17 protein-coding genes are annotated in these 20,572 nt (G+C 42.3%); 5 read left to right on the forward strand and 12 right to left on the reverse strand.

Going from position 1 to position 20,572, the window contains the following annotated elements; genetic code table 11:
- Nucleotides 1–303: 303 nt before the first annotated feature.
- Together MHI37_RS19900 and MHI37_RS19905 are read right to left on the reverse strand one after the other, a co-directional pair.
- A complete protein-coding gene (locus MHI37_RS19900) occupies nt 304–933 on the reverse strand; it encodes an ABC transporter permease (protein WP_076340146.1) in 630 nt (209 codons plus the stop codon).
- A 1,641-nt stretch (nt 934–2,574) separates the two neighbouring features.
- A complete protein-coding gene (locus tag MHI37_RS19905; protein ID WP_076340145.1) occupies nt 2,575–3,090 on the reverse strand; it encodes a hypothetical protein in 516 nt (171 codons plus the stop codon).
- 135 nt (nt 3,091–3,225) lie between these two features.
- Between MHI37_RS19905 and MHI37_RS19910 the strand changes: the two genes are divergently transcribed.
- A complete protein-coding gene (locus tag MHI37_RS19910) occupies nt 3,226–4,470 on the forward strand; it encodes an IS4 family transposase (RefSeq protein ID WP_076340182.1) in 1,245 nt (414 codons plus the stop codon).
- Between the two features lie 176 nt (nt 4,471–4,646).
- Here MHI37_RS19910 and MHI37_RS19915 read toward each other — a convergent pair whose 3' ends face one another.
- Nucleotides 4,647–4,967, reverse strand: coding sequence for a hypothetical protein (locus MHI37_RS19915; RefSeq protein WP_076337678.1), 321 nt, complete (start codon nt 4,965–4,967; stop codon nt 4,647–4,649).
- 693 nt (nt 4,968–5,660) lie between these two features.
- Here MHI37_RS19915 and MHI37_RS19920 point away from each other — a divergent pair.
- Together MHI37_RS19920 and MHI37_RS19925 are read left to right on the forward strand one after the other, a co-directional pair.
- The gene (locus MHI37_RS19920; RefSeq protein WP_218638936.1) at nt 5,661–6,038 is read left to right on the forward strand and encodes a hypothetical protein; all 378 of its coding nucleotides are present in this window, start codon (nt 5,661–5,663) and stop codon (nt 6,036–6,038) included.
- On the forward strand, nt 6,011–6,841 hold the full coding sequence (locus MHI37_RS19925; protein WP_256710572.1) for a hypothetical protein: 831 nt from the start codon (nt 6,011–6,013) through the stop codon (nt 6,839–6,841). The genes MHI37_RS19920 and MHI37_RS19925 overlap by 28 nt, the downstream gene beginning before the upstream one ends.
- Nucleotides 6,842–7,082: 241 nt before the next feature.
- On the opposite strand, the gene MHI37_RS19930 is transcribed toward MHI37_RS19925, so the two are convergent.
- The 3 genes from MHI37_RS19930 to istA all read right to left on the reverse strand — a co-directional run bounded on the left by MHI37_RS19930 (nt 7,083) and on the right by istA (nt 10,317).
- On the reverse strand, nt 7,083–7,916 hold the full coding sequence (locus tag MHI37_RS19930; protein ID WP_076337679.1) for a hypothetical protein: 834 nt from the start codon (nt 7,914–7,916) through the stop codon (nt 7,083–7,085).
- 185 nt (nt 7,917–8,101) lie between these two features.
- Complete coding sequence (gene istB / locus MHI37_RS19935; RefSeq protein WP_256710573.1) at nt 8,102–8,830, reverse strand: IS21-like element helper ATPase IstB; 729 nt, start codon at nt 8,828–8,830, stop codon at nt 8,102–8,104.
- Entirely contained in the window at nt 8,830–10,317 is a 1,488-nt protein-coding gene (gene istA, locus MHI37_RS19940; RefSeq protein ID WP_076337680.1) for an IS21 family transposase, read from the reverse strand. The genes istB and istA overlap by 1 nt, the downstream gene beginning before the upstream one ends.
- A gap of 321 nt (nt 10,318–10,638) precedes the next feature.
- Here istA and MHI37_RS19945 point away from each other — a divergent pair, with 321 nt between their 5' ends.
- Complete coding sequence (locus MHI37_RS19945; RefSeq protein WP_076337681.1) at nt 10,639–10,974, forward strand: hypothetical protein; 336 nt, start codon at nt 10,639–10,641, stop codon at nt 10,972–10,974.
- A 345-nt stretch (nt 10,975–11,319) separates the two neighbouring features.
- Here MHI37_RS19945 and MHI37_RS19950 read toward each other — a convergent pair whose 3' ends face one another.
- The 6 genes from MHI37_RS19950 to MHI37_RS19975 all read right to left on the reverse strand — a co-directional run bounded on the left by MHI37_RS19950 (nt 11,320) and on the right by MHI37_RS19975 (nt 18,500).
- Nucleotides 11,320–11,574 (reverse strand): MerR family transcriptional regulator, encoded by a 255-nt coding sequence (locus tag MHI37_RS19950; protein ID WP_076337682.1) that lies wholly within the window; start codon nt 11,572–11,574, stop codon nt 11,320–11,322.
- Nucleotides 11,575–11,608: 34 nt separating this feature from the next.
- The gene (locus MHI37_RS19955; protein WP_076337683.1) at nt 11,609–12,250 is read right to left on the reverse strand and encodes a GPP34 family phosphoprotein; all 642 of its coding nucleotides are present in this window, start codon (nt 12,248–12,250) and stop codon (nt 11,609–11,611) included.
- A gap of 1,059 nt (nt 12,251–13,309) precedes the next feature.
- Nucleotides 13,310–15,073, reverse strand: a complete 1,764-nt coding sequence (locus MHI37_RS19960; RefSeq protein ID WP_076337684.1) for an alpha-glycosidase — start codon at nt 15,071–15,073, stop codon at nt 13,310–13,312.
- A gap of 201 nt (nt 15,074–15,274) precedes the next feature.
- Complete coding sequence (locus MHI37_RS19965) at nt 15,275–16,114, reverse strand: carbohydrate ABC transporter permease (RefSeq protein WP_076337685.1); 840 nt, start codon at nt 16,112–16,114, stop codon at nt 15,275–15,277.
- Nucleotides 16,115–16,131: 17 nt separating this feature from the next.
- Nucleotides 16,132–17,067 carry a sugar ABC transporter permease gene (locus MHI37_RS19970; protein WP_076337686.1) on the reverse strand — a complete coding sequence of 312 codons (936 nt, stop codon included), beginning with the start codon at nt 17,065–17,067 and terminating at the stop codon, nt 16,132–16,134.
- Nucleotides 17,068–17,156: 89 nt separating this feature from the next.
- A complete protein-coding gene (locus MHI37_RS19975; RefSeq protein WP_076337687.1) occupies nt 17,157–18,500 on the reverse strand; it encodes a sugar ABC transporter substrate-binding protein in 1,344 nt (447 codons plus the stop codon).
- A gap of 341 nt (nt 18,501–18,841) precedes the next feature.
- On the opposite strand from MHI37_RS19975, the gene MHI37_RS19980 reads away from it, so the two are divergent.
- Nucleotides 18,842–20,566: a sensor histidine kinase gene (locus MHI37_RS19980; protein WP_256710574.1), complete on the forward strand. Its 1,725-nt coding sequence runs from the start codon at nt 18,842–18,844 to the stop codon at nt 20,564–20,566.
- Nucleotides 20,567–20,572 lie beyond the last annotated feature (6 nt).

The following is a 20,572-nucleotide window of genomic DNA, read 5'->3' on the forward strand; positions in this document are numbered from 1 at the left end:
CATTTAATAGCTGAGGACCGGTGTATACAAGCCTTAAAATCAATGCATTTGTGAGGCACTGTCACGTCTCTTTTCGAACCATCAATATTAGACATTCGACATGTGTTAAGTGATCGGCATGAACCAGATATACAGTTCCTCGTCACCTTAGTTTACAACAGCATGAAGCTCTTCGTAGATCGTGTCAGCAAGCAACAAGACATGCAAACAGCATAAAAATACAAAGGCAATACGATGGCATTGGAGTCGTCTGTAATTTTTCAAGCCAATGCATTATGAAATTGATTCACCTAACGAAAACTATCATAACATATCTTCGGCAGGGTCAACTCTATAGCAATGCTCTGAATTTCGCTTACACTCTAATGCAGGTACCCTTTTTGTAGTTTCACGCTTTCTTCTACCATCACCGTACTGTCTCTCTCTCCATTCCACTGGTTTATTATAATATTTCATCTTTCCCCCACATTGAGGACATTTATCAATATGTATTTTCTCTAATGTCAATCTTTTACCATAACCACTGATTGCAAAATTAAAAAGCAGAGGGTACCTAGTTTGACTTTTGGCAATTCTCCTAAGACTAAGAAAAACCATAAATAAGATAGTCAGTATTACAAATATTATTAAATATATCTGGATTTCAAAACCTAATGTTGCCTTCAGAGTTCCATTAAAAACATTGAGACCACTTTTTACTATTTTACTACCAATAGGAAGCAACCCTCCAATTGCAATGGCACAGCTAATCCACGATAAAACAGCCATAGTAAATGGGCTTCGCCATGTTGGTTCAGACGTATATTTTGCCTTTTGAAGATAAGTGTTTGGTATGTTGTTAATTATATCTCCTGCAGCAATTTGTGTTGGTCCATTAAAATTTATCTTTTCATTAAAGTTATTTTGATTAATATTTTTTTTAATTTTCCCCATATTTCCCTCACTTAGTTTTATTATTTCTTTAAACTGTACTGCTTTGCTTTATATTTTTTGACCTGCTAAGTTTGCAAAAACCATTAGCCCCCCAAGAGGCTTATGCAGGTTTTTGGTTAATCTTTTCAATGAACCTAGGATAGATGTAGGAGCAACCTGAAGCACCGTCTTCACTCTATTCAATGAGATAGCTGGTCACCAAGCGAATGTAGGCGTCTCGGCCGTCCTTCCGTTTAGTCAATTATTTATTTTGAAAGATAAAACACCCATAATGCTAGAATTACTTCTATAGACCCGGTACAAAATCCTGCAAAATTCTACAAATTAATCTTTCAATTGCAACCGACGACAGTTTCGAATACGACCAGCCGATCGTGTGAGACTTTGATCGCCTGATCGCAGTACTCGGTGTGCACGGTTTTTCTTACCATAGTCGTTTCAACTGTTCTTGGTTTTCTTTATTTTGATCATAGAGGCATACTCCAATTGGGTGTCAATCTCCACTTTGGCCTCCAGTCCGTCCTTGAATACGTTCTTCATCGTGATCTAGATTTGCTCCATGGTCTAAAAAATTGCGGGTTCCACATCCTATGTAGCCCCAATTTTCACTTAATCTTATATAATACTTCATTTTGAATTTCATTGATTTGTTTTATCCAAGTACAGACTTCCGTTACTAAACCTATTTTGATCAAAATTGGTAGTCATTTTATTTATATTAGAATCTGCAATGTGATTTAAAGCTTTTCTACATTCAGGAGTATACGGCTAGTTCACTTTGTTGCTCAGTAATCTCTATAGCAATTGCAAAGCTCCATACTTTTCATTTCAAAAATCATAACATTGATGTTTCACTATACGAACCTAATATCCTCCACAAAAATAGCAAAATCAGAACTAAAAACAGGTACTCGATTGAAGTAGCAGTGTTGTTAAAATATCATATTACAAAACAAAAGCCCTCTCACAAAGGATTGGGCTTTTGATATAGGTAAATGTGGCTCCAATCACTACTCCCTAACCAACAACACACAGCACTCCACATGTGTGGGGTGCGTAAAATATACAGGCTTGATGTGGCAGTATTCGCTGAATCTAATTTTCCCTTTCTCTGTTCTAAGCAAGAAACAACTCCCAAGTGTATTATCAGCTAATTAGCTTCACCTATAAACAGGAATCCTTGACCGAATCAGAATAAGATTTCACGGAGATAACTCTACTTCTACGAACCCTTACTAAAGAAGATTTGCGGACGATTAGGAACCCAATACAGACACTTTATGGGGAATAGCCGCCACTTTTTTTAAAGTTTCGACCTTTCAGGAAATTTCTCGCAGGTAATTTAAAGGTAACCTTCGCCGCGACAACAAAAAGTAATTCATTCGGCACTAGATAGTGTATATTCAGAAGACTTTGCAAGACGTATAAGACACAATAAAGAGCCGCCCTAACTTCGGTGGCTCTACTTGTATTCAGCCCTTATACAGCCCTTCAATGGCTCGTATCTTGTCTTCCTTTATGGGAGTGAAGTTCAAACTCTTGAATATTGATTATATTAAATTTTTTCGGGAAATCTTTTTTTCATCTTAGGAAATGGTTATTTTGTGTTAAAAATAGTTATTTTTCAAAATTTGAGAAAGGTCATTTCATATGAGAATTAAGCAAAAAGTACTTATATGAATTATTTGGATGCCATCCTTTAACATAAATAAATAGTAATTCAAAATCTTTAATTAATTGTTTCCCTAACTCTTCGTAATCTTTATATTCTAACAAATTAGCTGCACTTGCTTTATTTAAGTGTCCTAGATATGATTCAACAAACTTAAGATAATTTTTATTGTTTATAGAAGGAAAATCAGGATTGACAAATTTATGTGCAATAAAAGCAGAAGCTAAATCATAATAATTATTTGCAAATACAGCTTCTGGTGGTTTAGCTCCACTAAATCTCAGCTCATTGCAATAATGTTCAAATACTTTCAAGATTCCATTTTCGTCTGTTTTTAAAAATTTTTTATCTTGTTTATACTTCTTATTTGCTTCGTCATAAGCTTTAACTTCATCCAGTACTTTAAATGCCCAATATGCATAAGTTAATTCATTTCCTTCAAATGATTTCACTAGCATTGCATAAACAAAAATCAGATTTGTCAAGTGCGATCACCGAAAAGCCTATATGAGAAAATTGTTCTAAATATGTAATAATTAAGGTGGCTTTACCCAAAGAAAAAACCTTATGATTAGGGAAGAAGACAGTCCTGTCCAAATCCCTACTCATAAGGAGATCGCATGGACAAGGATACTACAAAATCCACTTTTAAGGAATACCTTATTCCTCTTGATCGAGAATTTTTATTGAACCAGATTGCAAAACTTGGACTGGATAAGTACACGAAGAAGCTGGATTCCGTTACATTCTGTAAGTTGTTTATCTTTGCACAGTTGTGCCAAGTCAAGAGTTTGGCTGACATCAGTTTGGACGTTCGCATGAGTGAAGAGCTGCAACGAGAACTGGCATTGGAATCGATCAGTGCTTCGCAGCTTTCCCGAAAATTGCGAGACTTGGATCCAGGTCTATTCGATGCGACACTTGGCCATCTCATTCAGCAGATTCACAGGGAATACGGCTTTCAGAAAGGAACGGCAGCACTTGGACGGTTGAATCTGATTGATTCTTCCACGATCTCTCTCTGTCTAACGAAGCATCGGTGGGCAGAATTTCGCAACACGAAAGCTGGCATCAAGATGCATACCCGCGTAGTCTATCACGAACAGATGGTAAGTCCAGATAAAGTCGTCCTTAAACCGGCAAAAGCCTCGGACAAGACAGAGATGAACGAGCTTGTCGTGCAGGAACCGGATGCGATGAATCTGTTTGACCGCGCTTATCTCGATTATGACTTATTCGACCAGTATTGCGAAAATGGTACGCGATTCATCACTCGTTTGAAGGCTAATGCGGTCGTCACGGTCCTTGAAGAGAAGGTTGTGAATGCCGAGGGACCCATTCTAAGAGAAGCCATCGTGCGATTAGGCAAGCCTGGTGTAAACCAAATGGAGCATACGCTGCGGTTAATCGAAACACATGATAGCAAGGGCAATCTCATTACCATCATCACGAATGAAAGGACCATGGAGCCAATCGAGATTGGCGAGCTCTACCGTCGCCGCTGGCACATCGAGTTGTTCTTCAAGTGGGTCAAGCAGCATCTGCACATTAAGCGGTTCTATGGTATCAGCGCCAATGCAGTCTATACGCAAATCCGCATTGCACTCATCACGTATTGTCTGCTTCTGCTTCTTAAGCGAAAGATTGCGTTCCAGGGTAACTTATTAATCATCTATAAACTGATGCAACGTTGCTGGGACGAGCCCTTGATAGCGATGATCCGAAAATGGTACGGGGACCGCACCCGAACATCCAAGGGGCGACGGACCTACGATCATGAGCGCATATTTGCGGAGACGCTACAGCAATTCGAGAATGGTGAAGAAGATCACTTGGACGAACTGGCATATGATCCGGTAATTTAAATATCTAACATTATGTGGATAATGGATTGTCTGAATCACAGCACCCCTTGTCTTTTTGGCACTAACTGTCATGATTTTATATTCTGAAAATTCTCACTAACCATAGGTCTCCTTTCTTTTACTAATACTGTAACCTGGATAAGCGCTTGACAAGACTATACGATTTTTATGCAATGCTAGTGAAATGATTTATATAACTTTTCAGGTGTATTTAAAAATGTATTTGCATGAACAAATTCATGAAAAAGTGTATTTTTAAAATATACTCTATGTATGTCATCTATTGCATTTGCGTCTATGTAATTTTTAATTCCGATTACTATTTTAAATTGTTTGTAGCCCTCGCGCCATCCATAAGCTTCTCCTATATTTTTTTGACTTGATAGTTCGTATGACACATTTTCCCTATTGAAACCAAAGTCTTTATAGATATTTTCAGCAATTTCATTTAATTCTGCATAGATATTAACTTTTTTAGATTTAAAAAATCCAAACATTTTATATCCCCCTTGTCATATTGACTTTTAATAATAGATGCATTTATGAAAAACTGAATCATTTTTTAAAATATTAATTTGCCCTACTTAAAATGTTGCCAAGAGCTAAAGATGTACCTATTATCTAAGCAATTTTCTCAACCTATATTTCTTTTAAATCGATTTTATCTCTCTCCAATTCCCCTCCAAAAAACTCTCATCATTTCAAACCCAGTCACACTTACGTTTATTCCAATTAATAGATATTCAATCTAAATAGATTCCAGTAAGTTAACTGGACAGTCAAAAGTTCTTATCAAAAAATCATAACATAGAAAAATAACCCAATCCGGCGAATCTACGGTATCCTTAAGATCTCACTCTAAAAGGATAGAATCGCTGAATGGGTTACGAAAAAAGTGTACCCTATTTCGAAGCGATTGACCATACCTATGCTAAAATACCTGAATGAACTTTTGCTTCCCTTCCGTTCCTGCTTTTCCAGACAAGCCACTTTTGAGTGGTTCATTGTTCTGGTCATCGGTTTTATGCTGCGCTCCGACTCTCTAGGTGTGACTTCTGTGATTCGGGATCTTTCGCTGAATAGCCGCTGCTATGAGACACTCATTCACTTCTTCCGTTCGTCCAGCTGGTCCACTCAGACGCTACAGCAGAAGTGGCTTCAGGTCGTGCGCCAGCATGCGCCACTCACTCTTGGTGATTCAGAACCGCGTGGTTCTCGTCGGCGACGGCATGAAGCAGGCCAAGGAAGGCCGACGGATGCCGGGCGTTAAAAAGCTTCATCAGGAATCCGAAAATGTCTTCAAGGGTGACTATATCTTTGGTCATTTGTTCGGCGCCATCGGCATCCTGGTCGGCGATTCCCGGAAGTGGTTCTGCTTGCCCTTGTTCATGAATCTACAAGACGGCGTCCAAACCATTCTGGGCTGGAAGAAGTCCAAAGGCGAAGTAGAAACGCCTTCACATGTCGTTCAGATGATTGACAGGGCTTCAAGGCCGCGAAAGGTTTCGGTCAAGCGCTGCTGCTTTTGGATCGATACTTCTTGTCGGTTCCAGCCTTGGAGCGGCTGAATGCGTGCCATCTCGCTTCCCAAACCCGCATGCACCTGGTGACCAAAGCCAAATCGAACGTGGTCGCCTACGAACGCCCCCCTGCGAAAAAGCCGGGACGTGGCCGACCGCCGAAAAAAGGCCAAGCGGTCAAACTGAAGGAGCTGTTTACGACTCGCGCTACCGATTTTCAAACCACAACCCTTCCGCTGTACGGCAAAGAAGAGACCGTTCAATTTTTGTGCCTGGATCTGCTTTGGGACCAGGGCTTGTATCAGGAATTGCGCTTTGTGCTGGTGGTGCATGAGGGCCGCTGCTCCATTTTGGTCAGTACGGATTTGAGCCTGGCAGCCACGGATATTATCCGCTTGTACGGTTATCGCTTCAAGATCGAATGCACGGTTCGGGAAATGAAGCAAGTCACCCACGCCTTCGGTTACCGCTTCTGGAGCAAGTCCATGCCGAAGCTGAACCGGTTTTTGAGAAAAGAGGAAGCGCACCCGCTCGAAGCCCTAACGAACGAGCAAGACCGGCAGCGCATCCAGAAAACGATCCAAGCGATCGAGGGATTCGTCATGTGCCAGTGCATTGCGATGGGACTCCTACAACTCGTCGCCTTGCAGTTTTCAGGCCGGACAGCGGGGCTGTTTTTCCGCTATCTGCGAACGCCCTCCCATGCCGTGGTCTCAGAGGCCAGCGTCGCTGCTTATTTACGCAAGTCTATTTTTCGCCTGTTTGCTCAAAATCCTCATTTATCTATAACGAAAATAATTAAATCCAAGCAGGATAACGCTAATGTGGAGCGCGATTCGCTGGTTTCTTAGAGGTGTAGAACTTTTGACTGTCCAGTAAGTTAAAAAATGAAATAAAATAGAAAATTATAAAATAATGAAGAAAGTATTTATTAAAAAAGTCGCCCTAATTGGCGGTTTGTTACTTACTGCATAAATAATTTTCTTATTTATTACCTAGAAGGCAGAGTTGCATTAATCGCTCTAAAAGTCATAACTATAATCAGGGACTAACTTGGATTTCCAAAAAATTCAACAGACTTTCAAACAAATTTTAGGTATCTTTTAGCTCTTTTTGTACTCTTTGAAAAGTTGCTTGCTTTTGATTTTCCGATAGTTTTTCTTTCGATTCTTTAAAAACTCTATCCGAACGATTTAATACCGCATGGATATGTTTTGGCAATTTACTATTTCTAGATTTAATAACTTTTCCAACCAAATACCCTTTTAAAGAATCCGTATTCCCCCAAAGAGTACATAGTATCACCAAGTGTGGTACTTTAAAAAAGAGAAAGGAGTAGATAAAATCATTTTCATTATCTAAAGTTCGAAAATCAGGAATAACACTATTTTGATTAATCGCTTCATAACACTCTATCTCTTCAATATTAACATAGGGGATAAGATGCATTTGAATTTTTTGAATTTCCAATATGTTTTCATCTAACAAAAATTTACGCCAGTTTTCTAAAATAATTTTTATTTTTTCAATTTCCTCCATAGTAAATGTTTTACCGTCACTCGGATCAACTACTGATTTGGATAATTCAGTTTCATATACAAATTGAGCATACCGCCATGAAACAGAGAGAATGAAATATCTAAGGTGGTTATCTTTACTGTTTATTTGAAAAGTTTCCGGGTTTTTATCAATTTTTCGAAAAATTTCATTTGAAAAATAAGTCTCATATTTACTAAATTGTTGCTCACATTTACCACAAAGAAATGGAGTTTTTAAACCATCTTGAACAATTCTATTTACATTGTTTGAAACACGCATTTTCCCTGTAATAGAATTTCGAATAATATTTTTATAAAACATTTTCGGTATAATATGACTTTCTTTCAACTCAACATTATTTAAACATAATCTACATATTCCAGTCACAATATATAACTCCTTTTAATGTTATTTTAAACTCAACAAATACCATTGTGATGCTATTTGTTTCACCAGACATAGTTGCTTACAATTTTTAGAAATGAACACTTACATGAAATGACTGTTTTTTGCAAGTGAAAAATGCTTAAATATGCAGCGGAAAATGCCAAGACCGCTTGCCAGTGAAATTGTCACTGCGGTATACGTTCCATCGCTTGCTTGAGCCGGAAGCTATCGCCCGTGTATGAAAGAATATGCGCGTGATGCACAAGGCGATCTACCAAAGCGGACGTCAGTTTCGTGTCTCCAAAAATCGATGTCCATTGACCGAACTCTAGATTGGATGTGACAATCACACTCTGCTGTTCGTAGCAATCGGCAATCACATTAAATAACAACTCTGAGCCCGTTTGGCTAAACGGAACATAGCCCACTTCATCCAAAATGATGAGATCCATCTTTTTCAGCTTCTCCCGAAAGCGGCTGAGCGTGCCCGCCGCAAACTTCTCTTGCAGCAATGACACTAAATCGGAAGCTCGAAAAAATTGAACGCCATATCCTCTCCTACATGCCTCTACGTCGAGCGCAGTTGCCATATGCGTCTTACCTGTCCCAACCGCCCCCATTAGTAGCAAATTTTCACGCTGCGTCAGCCACCTCATATCGAGCAACGTCTCAAGCGTACAACCGACGGGAAATGAAATGTGCTCTCGAACGTACCCCTCAAAGGTTTTTAAATGCGGGAATCCAGCCTGTTGCACGAGTTTCCCTAGCCGGGCTCGTCGTCGTCCTTCGCGCTCCGCCAGTAGCAATTGTTCGACAAACGCTTGCGTTTGCTCATCCTGTTGCTGCGTTACATAATCGACTACGTGGGCCAAACGAAGCTGCTTGCATAGGTCTGCCAGTTCCGGTTTCATCATCAGCTCACTCCCATTAGTCGATCATATTGCTGTAGCGTTACCGTTGCTTGGGCGCCTGGCGGAGAGATCGTTTCGCTCCACGCTGCCGGTATGTCGCGGTTTGCTTGCACGAGTCCAAGTGCTGCCGTTAATTGCGTGACTGTAGCTTCGCTCGATGCTGTCGTCAGCACCTCGGCGATCTGCGCGATCGAGTAGACGCCGCACCAATGCGCTAGCGCTTGCAACCGCTCCTTACGTGAGGTAAGGTCAGCAACACTGGCATAAACCTGTACCACCTCCGGCAGCATCCGAATGAACTGCGAATGGCTCACGCTGCGCGGCTTTCGGAGCAGGTTAGCGAAGACTTGTGCCCACGGCACCTCGGCTGTACTGCCGGTATATGGACGCGGCACCTCCCTCACCCGTTCATGCTCTGTCGTTAAGATCGTGAGTCGGTCCCAGAAAGTCTGGGTCAGAACTTCGCTACCTGGCGAAACGAGACCAACTAGCGGGATGGTGGCGCCTTCAAATCGAATCTCGCCGTACTTGTTTACGACCGCTGCGCCAAGTCGGAACGGTTCGTAGGTTTCTTCTGGCAATGTCAGCAGTTGTACGCGGTCAGCCTCCCATAGTTCGGCGATGCGGACACCCTTGGCAAAGTGCAATCGCTCGCGGTCCTGCCGGGCTTTCTCGGCGAAATACGCGGCCAATTGCTCATGGTCTTCGTAAAGTGGAATGGGTACCGCCCAGTTGCGCTTGGCGTAGCCGCACTTGCTCTCCACATGCCCTTTCTCGTGACCGCTATACGGATTACAAAATACAGCCTCTATCCGGTAGTGCGCGCAAAAGCGTTGGAAGCCCTCTGTGAGCTGACGCTCACCATGCTTTTCAATGTGGACGACAGCGGCCGAAAGATTGTCGAACCAAACGCGCCGCGGAACGCCGCCCATCTGCTGAAAACATTGCTTCATCCCTTCAAGGAAGCATTCCTGGTTCTCCGCCGGTGTTGGGTAGACGAACGCCGTGTTGCTGGATGGAAAGGAGACAACGAGGAGCTTGTAGGTCACGAGTTGCTGATCGCGACTGACTTGCATTGTAGTAAAGTCCACTTGTGCTTCTCCTGGTGGATGTTCAAGTCGCTCGTATGTCTTCGCACGCTCTAACTGCATTCTGCTCTTCTGCAGTTGGACGTAAGAGAGGACCGTCCGTTGACCGCCAGTAAACGCATACTCTGCTTGCAGGCGTTGAAAGATTCGGACGCCGGTGTGCCTTTGTTTGCGCGGGAGCAATTGATCCTCTTCCAGCCAAGCATCCACAATCTCCATGTACGGCCCCATCACTGGGCTGTTGCTCTTGCGTTTACCAAGTCTTTTGTTCCAATCACTCTGATCCGCATATCGCTTGGCTGTTCTCCAATGAACACCCACCTGCCTAGCGATATCGCTCACCGATAGTCCTTCTGCTTCACGTAGAAATTTGATATACTCTTGTTGAGGCATTTTCAGCATTCCTTCCAGTCTCCTTCGTCAGTTCTCGCAAACCTAACGATAGGAGGATAATAGGGTGCTGGCAAGTGTCTTTTCTCTTTGCCGTTACTTGAGCATTTTTACGCTGCAACACTCGGCACTTTTAGTATGCAATAAACAGACTGGTCTGCGGTAGACACCCTTGCGTAAGCTATTCTCATAATTCTCGTTCCTTACATTTATTTATCATTAATCTGATTTTATCATAAATGTACCTTTACGTAAGTTACTATCCAACGAGCAGGAATCAAAAAGAATAACGCCGTTAAGGAACTCGAAAATGTTCAGCGCGAAATCAGTAAATTGGACAGAGAACTTGTACAACTTACGAGGAGTTGGACGAACGGCGACATCGATAAAGAAATGTTTAATGCTTGTTCTGTAGCGGTCAAAAATGAACGCCAAGTACTAGAGGAACGAAGTACGCGGCTTCAAACAGAAATCACTCACGAACTCAATACGGAATCGCGTGTATCGGTATTCAAGGCGGAGTTAATGAAGTTTGCAGCGCTAGACGTAAGCAATGAAGAAACCCTACGAGATATGATTCACAAGATGATTAATCGTATTGAAGTTCAATTTGACGGTTCTATCGAAATTAGTTACAACTTCCAAAACCCACTAAAACAAGGGGCGTAGCCTATTTAGGTTCGCCCCTTCTTTCCATCAATATTACGCACTCCACATGTGTTGAATGCTTATATTGATAGTAATGTAAGGGGGCATTTAAGCCCCCTCTGGATCATTGAAGTCATAATGAATTTCAATTTTGCGCCTTTGGATTTCAACCCTCTTCTTGCTAATAAGTGGGTTGAACATTACGCTCCCACTCACAAATTCAGCATCGCTGCTTCCACATGAATTTCCTTTATCAATGCCCCCAGCAACGCCTTTTTTCTGCGTTATAGATCTCTGGGAGATTCGCCCCTTCCTGCTGAATTGTAGGCACTGGAAATTAATTCATATCCGTGCCTGAGTTCACAATTATAATTTTTCTTTAATTTGTTTTATAGTCAATCCTTCTTCTTCTTTCATTACACGAATTTCCTCAAGTCGCTTTAGTGCTAATTCACGCGGGTATCTTCTTGTCAGTCTTATATCCTCTTGCTCAAATGAGATCATATCCTCTTCCGTGTAATATTTAATGGTACTGTATCGAACTCCAGAAAGTTCAACCAACTCACTGATACTCACATACTCTGATGATGAAATTTTATCTAAACTTCTTTTTCTCCCCATATTTTTCACCCCTATGTTGCTGCAATACTTGGAGCTATATTCCAGAATCAAGATTTATGAGAGCTGTATAAATCGTTCTAATTTTTTTATAAATGTCCTCTTTACGTAATATCTCTAGTTTTTGCTTTAAAGTTTTTTGTTCGTAATCAGAAAAATAATCGTTTAACATATTTTTAATGTTTAAAAATAACACCAAGGCTAATGTATGATCTTCTACATTCCCATGTTCTAATAACTCAGCTCGTATTTTCTCTACGATGTGGTTCCGTGTATTGGCTACATCCAAATATTTTTTAACTGGAACAATAAATAAAACTTCCGTATTTTCAATCTCTAGAACTCCTTTATCCGCAAGGCTTTCTATAACCATTTTATAAATTTCTTTTTGTTTAAAGTAGTAAAAGTAAGAAACCCACTCCTTAAGTTTCTTTGGTTTCTCAGCAGTAATAATCTCGAGTAATCTGTCCAGATATTTTTCACCTGTGGATGCTGAGTTAGAAATTCTGACTGTATCATCGTCTTCAAATGTAACATTGCCATTTATAGAAAGTTCCACTATACAAGCCATTACCGTATACAAGCCAACATGCATTCGAAAAATAGACTTTAGCATATTAGTTTCACTATCTAATGCAAGTAAGACAAACTCTTGGGGAATTGATAAATTTTTCAACATGGAAATATCATCCTTTCGAAGGTTCTTCACTTACTACTTACTACTTACTACTTACTACTTACTACTTACTACTTACTACTTACTACTTACTACTTACTACTTACTACTTACTACTTACTACTTACTACTTACTACTTACTACTTACTACTTACTACTTACTACTTACTACTTACTTTATAGTACTAAATACAAAAAGTCAAAGGGTTTATTAATCATTTTGGGGGTTCAACTTCAAAATTAGTGCTTGACAAACATTGACCCGCAGATGTAACGTGTCAGCGACGCTTTATTTCGCTCGATGCGGGCTTTAATTGTTCAATTTCTTCCGGCTTTCCAGCGGTCTCTCTATGTCAAAAAATCTCTGTTCCAATGCGGGTTCATCCACTCTGGACAAGTTTTGATCAACAAACAAAATCCCCTCACAAGGTAAAAGTTCGTTGAAAGGGGATGGTTTTCAATATCAAGTATTGGTTCAATCATATACTCACGAAACACGCTCGATTTTTTGCGATACCCTCAATTGATCGATAAGAACATCCCGCACCAAACATAAGCTCCGAATTTCTTCGATGATTTCGCGCCGCCGCACTAAGTTCGTAACTGCTTTGCCATGTTCGAAGACGAGCTTGCAGTGACGTCTGCTATTTCTAATAAGTGTGCCGATGTCGCATCGTCAAATTTCAGTCCAATTAAGGAATTGCGGTTGGAAGGTATGGCTTATTGTTCACTAGTAAAATCTCCTCAGTCATCAAGTTTGTTGTATGTTAGCTCGGGTCGGAGGATTCTTCAAGATTAAATGCTTCTTCAAACTATTGATTTTGAGCCGTACTATCACATTCAGCTATTCTTTACGACCACCAATATTAAGCACTCCACATGTATGGAGTGCTGTGTATTTTATAAAGATTAATAATGATGAACGCTCATGAGCATCCTTACTACACCGCTAACCTCCGTATTTCAACACCAAACTTAGCATTAATAGGATACACTCATTCCATTTATATCCTTCATTGGTATTATGAAAAGAACAGGCTAGTGGGTGCGCTTCCCCCAGCCTATCCGATCGCCCCGTCTCCATGTTTATGCAATATCGCATAACCAAAAGGCGGGAGCTCCCAGTTTAATTGACCCTTTACTGCTATAACTAGCGAATTGGTCACCATATCGGTCCAGACACCTTCCGCAATGGTTGACCGAAATGCAGAGCGATTCTCTGAATTGTTAATAAGAATTACAAAATGATCCCGGTCATCTCGGCGCTCATAGATTAAATTCCGGTCGTTCACCTGATCCTGTAGAAAAGTCAGCGCACCATCTTGCAGCGCGGAATGTTGGTGTCGCAAGCGAATCGTCTGTTTGAAAAATTCAAATAATTCACCATTTTGTTTCTGCGGGTCCCATTCCATACATTTGCGGTTATCGGGATCATGCTTCCCGTCCATACCGATTTCATCACCGTAATAAATACAAGGTGCGCCTGGGTAAGTAAGCTGAAACAAAGAGACAAGCTTCATCCGCTCTGTGCTGTTTCCACACAAGGTGAGCAATCGAGAAGTATCGTGACTGCCGAGTAAATTAAAGGCAGCTTCATTAACTTGTCTCGAATAACCAACGATTTGACCACTGAGCTTATTAGCAAGCTGCCCGGCACCAATCCGATCGTGTGCAAAAAAGTCCAGACATGCCTTCGTGAACGGATAGTTCATGACGGCATCAAATTGGTCTCCGAGCAGCCATGGCAGCGCATCATTCATAATTTCACCCAAAATGTAAGCATCCGGATTAACAGCCTTCACTGTATTGCGAAACTCCCGCCAGAAAGCATGATCGACCTCGTTAGCCACATCGAGTCTCCAGCCGTCGATTTCGACTTCCTCGATCCAATACTTTGCCACCTTAAGCAGATATTCCTTCACTTCAGCATTTTCCGTATTCAATTTCGGCATAATTGGCTCGAAGCCAAATGTATCATAGGTCGGTACGCCATCCTTCACCGTTAGCGGCCATTCGCGTATATGAAACCAATCGGCAAAAGCAGAGGAAAGACCATTCTCCACGACATCAACAAAAGGTTTGAACGTGTGACCGCTATGATTGAACACCGCATCAAGCAACACGCGTATTCCCCGCTCATGACAAGCCTTCACGAGCTCCTTTAACTTGTCATTCGTACCGAAATGCGGATCAACCTTGAAATAATCCTGTGTATCGTATTTATGGTTAGTCGTTCCTTCGAAAATTGGATTTAAATAAAGCGCATTTATGCCCAGTGTGGTTAGGTAATCCAGATGATCGATGATGCCCTGCAAATCGCCGCCGAAGAAATTGCTTGGGGTAGGCTTGCCTCCCCATTCCTCCGTTCCTTCAGGATTGATCGTTGGATCGCCGTTTGCAAATCGTTCTGGAAATATTTGATAAAAAACCGCTTTTTTCACCCATGCTGGAGGCGTATGAACGTCCGCGGGATTGAGAAAAGGAAAATCGAACAGCCCTTCATAGAAAATGACAGGTGGAACATCGAAAAAACCTTTCTCCTGGAAATAGACGGTGCGTTCTCCATCGTTCAAAGCAAAATAATAAACCAATCTACGGTATACCGGCTGAGCGGCTGCTTCCCAATAGTCGAACATAGCATCCGAGGCCAATAGTACCATTTGAGTTTCGGCGTTCGTCGTGTCCCAGCCATACTTATCGCCGTAATAAAGATCAATCCGTTTGATATCGTCTTTCTTCGTCCGAATCCGGATATGCAGAGTGTGCTCGTCATAGGCATAGGACCAATTTAATTTTGCACGATGATAAACAGCTTCTAAATTCATATTCTTATCATTCTCCTTTTCACAGGTCAACGCAAAAAGGGTCCAACCCCGTCTATACGAGGTTGAACCCAAAGGTTACATTGCCTTTTTATTACAGTAAAGATAACATGGTGCACTTGTTTCGTCAACAAATTATTGAAAGGGTAAGGGAATAGATAAAAGCTAGATTCGATTCTTTTCCAAACTCAAAAACAATCCGTTTCAACCCTTTATGCCCGAAGAAGCAATGCCCTGCACAAAGTATTTCTGCAAGCCGAGAAAAACAATCAGAACCGGTATAATCGACACGACGCTGGCCGCCATAATCAAGCCATATTCCGCAGAATATTGCGAAATGAACATTCGCAGTCCAATCTGAATCGTTTTGAGCGGCGTTTTTGTCAAATAAATCATTGGACCCAAAAAGTCATTCCACGTAGAAACAAAAGTGAAGATGGTCAAGGTTGAAAGCGCTGGCTTCGATAAGGGCACCATAATTCTTGCCCAAATCCCATATTCGCTTAAGCCGTCGATGCGGGCAGCTTCACACAGCTCATCCGGTATTCCCTGATAAAACTGACGCATCAAAAATACACCGAATGCTGAAAAAGCCTGCAGACAGATAATCGCCAAATGGGTATTGTTCAGTCCGAGCGAACGCATCATTATAAATTGCGGCACCATATACGCTTGCCATGGAATCGCGATCGTTGCGATATAGCCAAGAAAAAGGAGGTTCCTCCCTTTAAATCTCAGCTTCGAAAACGCATAGGCCGCAAAGCTAGAAGTAAGCAGCTGCAAAAAGGTGACCACGATTGCCAGCTTCGCTGTATTGAAAATAAACAGGCCTAATGGAATCCGGTTCCAAATGTCCACATAGTTTTGCCAGCGGGGCAATGCAGGAATCCATTGAATCGGGAAAGAAAAAACATCCTTGTTCAGCTTTAATGAAGCCGAAATCATCCATACGTACGGAACCAGCATACACAATACAATGACGAACAATAGGATATATACAAATGCCACCATAACGATCTTGAGTCTTTTATCTGTGCCTACCATATGTCTATATCCTCCTATTATCCGTACTTCTTCTCGCCGTTGAACTGAACGATCGTAATGCCCAGGACAAGCAGGAATAATACTATGGCCATTGCGCTGGCGTAACCGTAGTCCAGTGAACGGAAGGCCGTATTGTAAATTTGATAAACCATAACCCTTGTCGAATCATTGAGCTGGTTATCAGCGCCGGCAAATAGGTTAATAAAGATGTCGTATACCTTAAACGAGTTAATGACCAGAATCATCAACACAAAGAAGGTCGTAGGCGCGAGCTGCGGTACGGTCACATTACGAAATCTTCTCCATGCATTCGCACCATCCAATTGGGCGGCTTCGTACAATTCCGGATTAATTCCTTGCAGTCCCGCCAGGTAAATCACCATGTAATAACCCATGCTTTTCCAGACAGTAAACAAAACAACCGTAAACATCGCCCAATCTTTATCCGCGGCCCAGCGGGGAAGCTCCTCAATCGGTACCCCTGTAATAGCATGCAAAATGTTGTTAAGCGGCCCCAAGGTAGGACTAAAGATAAAATTCCATACCGCCGCAACCGCTACGAGCGAAGCCACATAAGGAAAGAAAACTACCGTTCTAAGAAAGTTTCGGGCAAATATTTTCTGATTAAGCAAAATAGCCAGTCCCAGAGCACAAATCATCGTGACCGGTACGACGCCGACCGTATAAACAACCGTATTCCATAATGCCTTATGAAACGTAGTATCATGGATAAGGCGGGTGAAATTATTAATTCCGATAAATGCCATAGGGTTTGCCCCATCCCATTTTACAAAGGCGAGGACAAAGGCAAAAAACATGGGAAGCAGTGTAAACACGGCAAAGCCGATAAAGTTAGGCGCAATAAAGCTGTATGCCACCAGATGCTCCCTGACGCCTTTTGACAGAAAAACCTTTTCGGGTTTTCCAGCTTCTAATCTAGTCTCATTTTGCATGATGTCTCCTCCATACCTTCCAGCTCAAAAGGGATTTCAAAGAAAGGCGAGCCTTCGCCCGCCCCTTCGATTCATCGTCTGTTTACAATCTAATTGTTCAAGACCTGCTCTACGCGAGTTTTCATATCTGCCAAGCCTTTGTCAATCGTTGTGTTTTTGGTCATGATGTTATCATGAGCTTCGTTCAAAATCACTTCGATATCCGCGCTTTTCTCATGCATCGGCATTTCCAGATACGTCTTCACCGTGCCAAGAGCCGCTTTGCTGTTTTCATCGGAAGGGAAGCCTTCAATGGACGTAATAGAGCTGATAACTTCATCGTTTTTGATTGCAGGGATCGTGCCTGTTGCAGCAATTGCAGCTGCTCCTTCCGAACCTGTTACAAATTCCAGAAAATCAAGCGCTGCTTCTTTGTTAGCTGATTTTTTGTTAACCGCCAACGAAGTAATCGTTCCGAGGGTCGTTCCAGCCTCTACGCCATCCGGATGCGGGTATTTCACAATGCCCCAATTGGTGGCTGCCGACTCGCCAGTTTTCACTTTATCAATCTGCGTCGCTATAAACCAGCTTCCCATGTTCATCATGGCAATCGAGTTATTGTAGAACACGCCTGAGTAATGAGTGCTGGAGGTTTTCAGAGTAGCATAATCCATGACTATGCCGTCATCCTGTTCTTTCAGAATTCGTTCATAAGTAGGCTTTAGGAAATCATAGTCTCCTTCAACGACCGTATGTTGACCATCCAAAATACCGAACAGTTGGACTGCGCTGCGCCAAGTATGGTAGTGAGCTCCATAAACCTTGTTTACGCCGCTGCCTGCCGTCATTTGTCTGGCAATCTCATCATATTGGTTAAGTGTCATATCATTTGTAGGATAAGCGACACCTGCTTTGTCAAACAAATCCTTATTGTAATAGATAAGCCAGAAATCGCTGCGGAAAGGAAGCGCATAAACCTCATCATTTACCTGTATCTGTTCTACTGTGCCGCCATACGCAGAGGTGTCGATACCACTTTCAGAAATAAACCCTTTCAGAGGCTCCAAATGATTTTGCTTCACAAGATTGGCATAGCCAGGAATATCCTTGATCGTTAGAACATCCAGATCTGCACCACCGGAGAGCTGCGTGCTCAGCATAGTCATATAATCGGTAGAGCCAAGGTCAACATATTCAATGGTTACGTTTGGATGCTCCACCTTGTAAGCATCAATTAGAGGCTTATAGTACGCGGTTGCTTCCCAATCCCATAAAGCCCATTTTAACGTGATAGGTTTGTCAGCAGGCTTTTCGGAAGCGCTTGCAGTGCTTTCCGTCGTTGGAGCCGCAGTCGGCGCAGTGCTATTGTTGCCGTTATTACCGGAGCAAGCGGCTATCATGCTCAGGGAAAACATTGTTGCCAAGCTGATGCTGAACACTCTTTTCAACTTCATTTTATAACTCCCCTTTTCCATCATATAATATTGCAGTTGATTCGGGATTGCCGAACCCTATGACAAATTCTAATCGCTTTTGAAGCCAAATGGGATGTATTTTCCAACTCATATCATGTATTATTTGGTTTAGTTTATGTCGGCCCTCAACATGAAACCTGTAAAATCATACACAAAACATGTAATATTGGTTGTTTTCTCCTCCTATACATCAACTCTTCTGCAAACTCTTGGAAGGATATGCTATCATAAATTGTAAACGCTTTAATCATCGGGTTTGTTGACAAGGAGTGTTTAACACGAACAGAAAGTCTACCATAAAAAGCCGAATCATACTCATTATGACTATCTTTGCTTTGCTGATCGCCATCTTATTATCGTTTTTCAGCTATGAGATGATTTCTTATTTTCAGCGCAAAACAGCGATTCAGGCAACCGAGTTCAATTTACAGCTCATTTCCCACATTATAGATCAGGATTTGCTCAACCTTTACGCCTTAGCCATGGTTTGCAGTACCAATTCAAGCACCAATACCCTGCTGGCCAATTATTTCGAATCACCTCAGGCAAGCGCTAAGGATGCTGTTGATGTATTTACTGCGATGCAGGAGGCTTTCCGGGTTAATCCCTCCAACGCCTACGCCCGTCGCCTGATCGTTACGGATCATAAAGGGAAATTTATTCAGGTAGACAATGCCGGCGGTCTTTCTTCTTCGTTAAATGTCCATAACATCGATAAGCTCACCGGACTTACTCAGGATGCGGCGGAAGCATGGGGACGTGTCGTTCGCGACCCCCTTTCGAGTTCAGACGGCATTCCTATCGTTTGGCCGATTTACGGCACGGGAGCTTCCCGCATCGGTACGGTCTATCTGCTTGCCAACACGTCTGTCGTTACCGACAAGCTGAAAGGCTACGCTTTGCCGGCAAATTCCCGGTTATTGCTCAGGCTTGGCGACACGCCTTATGAAATTATGGATGGCAAGGTTGCGCCGGTATCGACCGATTTCAAAGAGAGGGCCTACCAAAAGGATAGTCCCACGGGAGCCCAAACCGTCTTGAGTGTCATTGAGTCTGGTGCAGAAGAGAAAATTGCAGTGTCCTACCCGGTTCGCGAAGGGGTTATTCTTACCCAGACCTTATCCGACAAGCAGCTTGCTAAAATATTTAACATCTGGATATTTATTGCGATCTCAGTCTGCTTTCTCGTGATTATCCTAAGCGGCATTATTACCCTTTACCTGACTCGTACGATCAGCCTTCCAGTCGAAAAGCTGAAAAAAAGGATGGATAAAATTGCCCAAGGCTACTTCACCGTGGACCGAAATATTGAATGGAACAGCGAGCTCGGAGATGTGGGCAGAGGGATCAATCGTCTCTCGCAGGACATTGTTGTTTTAATGGAAAGTCGGGTGGCTGACGTGAAGCAGAAGCAGGAATTGGAATACCGTATGCTGCAAAACCAAATTAGCCCTCATTTTCTCTACAACACTTTAAATTCCGTCAAATGGATGGCTACTATTCAAAATGCCACAGGCATTGCGGAAATGGTTACCTCCCTATCCAGACTTTTGCGAAGCATTTCCAAGGATATTCGAAAAGTAGTGCAGCTGAAGGATGAACTCGATTTGCTGGGCGACTATTTTATCATTCAAAAATACCGCTACGGCAGCACGATTACCATGGAGATGAAGGTTCCTGACGAAGCCTTGCTTATGGCCCCTATTCCCCGTTTTTCTTTGCAGCCTTTGGTTGAAAATGCGATTTTTCACGGGGTTGAGCCCAAAGGCAGAGGACATATCACCGTTTCGGTTGTCCAATGCGAAAGCAAAGACATTTTAATAACGATTGAAGATAACGGAGTCGGGATGCCTGACGAGCAAATCTCCTCTATCCTCTCCGACGAGGCAGTTGAAGGGAACGGTTTATTGAAAAATATAGGGCTTCGAAGCGTAAATGAGCGTTTGCGTCTCGCTTTTGGCGACAAATACGGTCTGTCTATTGAAAGCAAGCTGGGGGTTTATACGAGGATGAGCATTTTGGTCCCCTTCCCTACGAAGGAATAGTTTAGC

This window comes from Paenibacillus sp. FSL H8-0548, assembly GCF_038630985.1.
Classification (GTDB): domain Bacteria; phylum Bacillota; class Bacilli; order Paenibacillales; family Paenibacillaceae; genus Pristimantibacillus.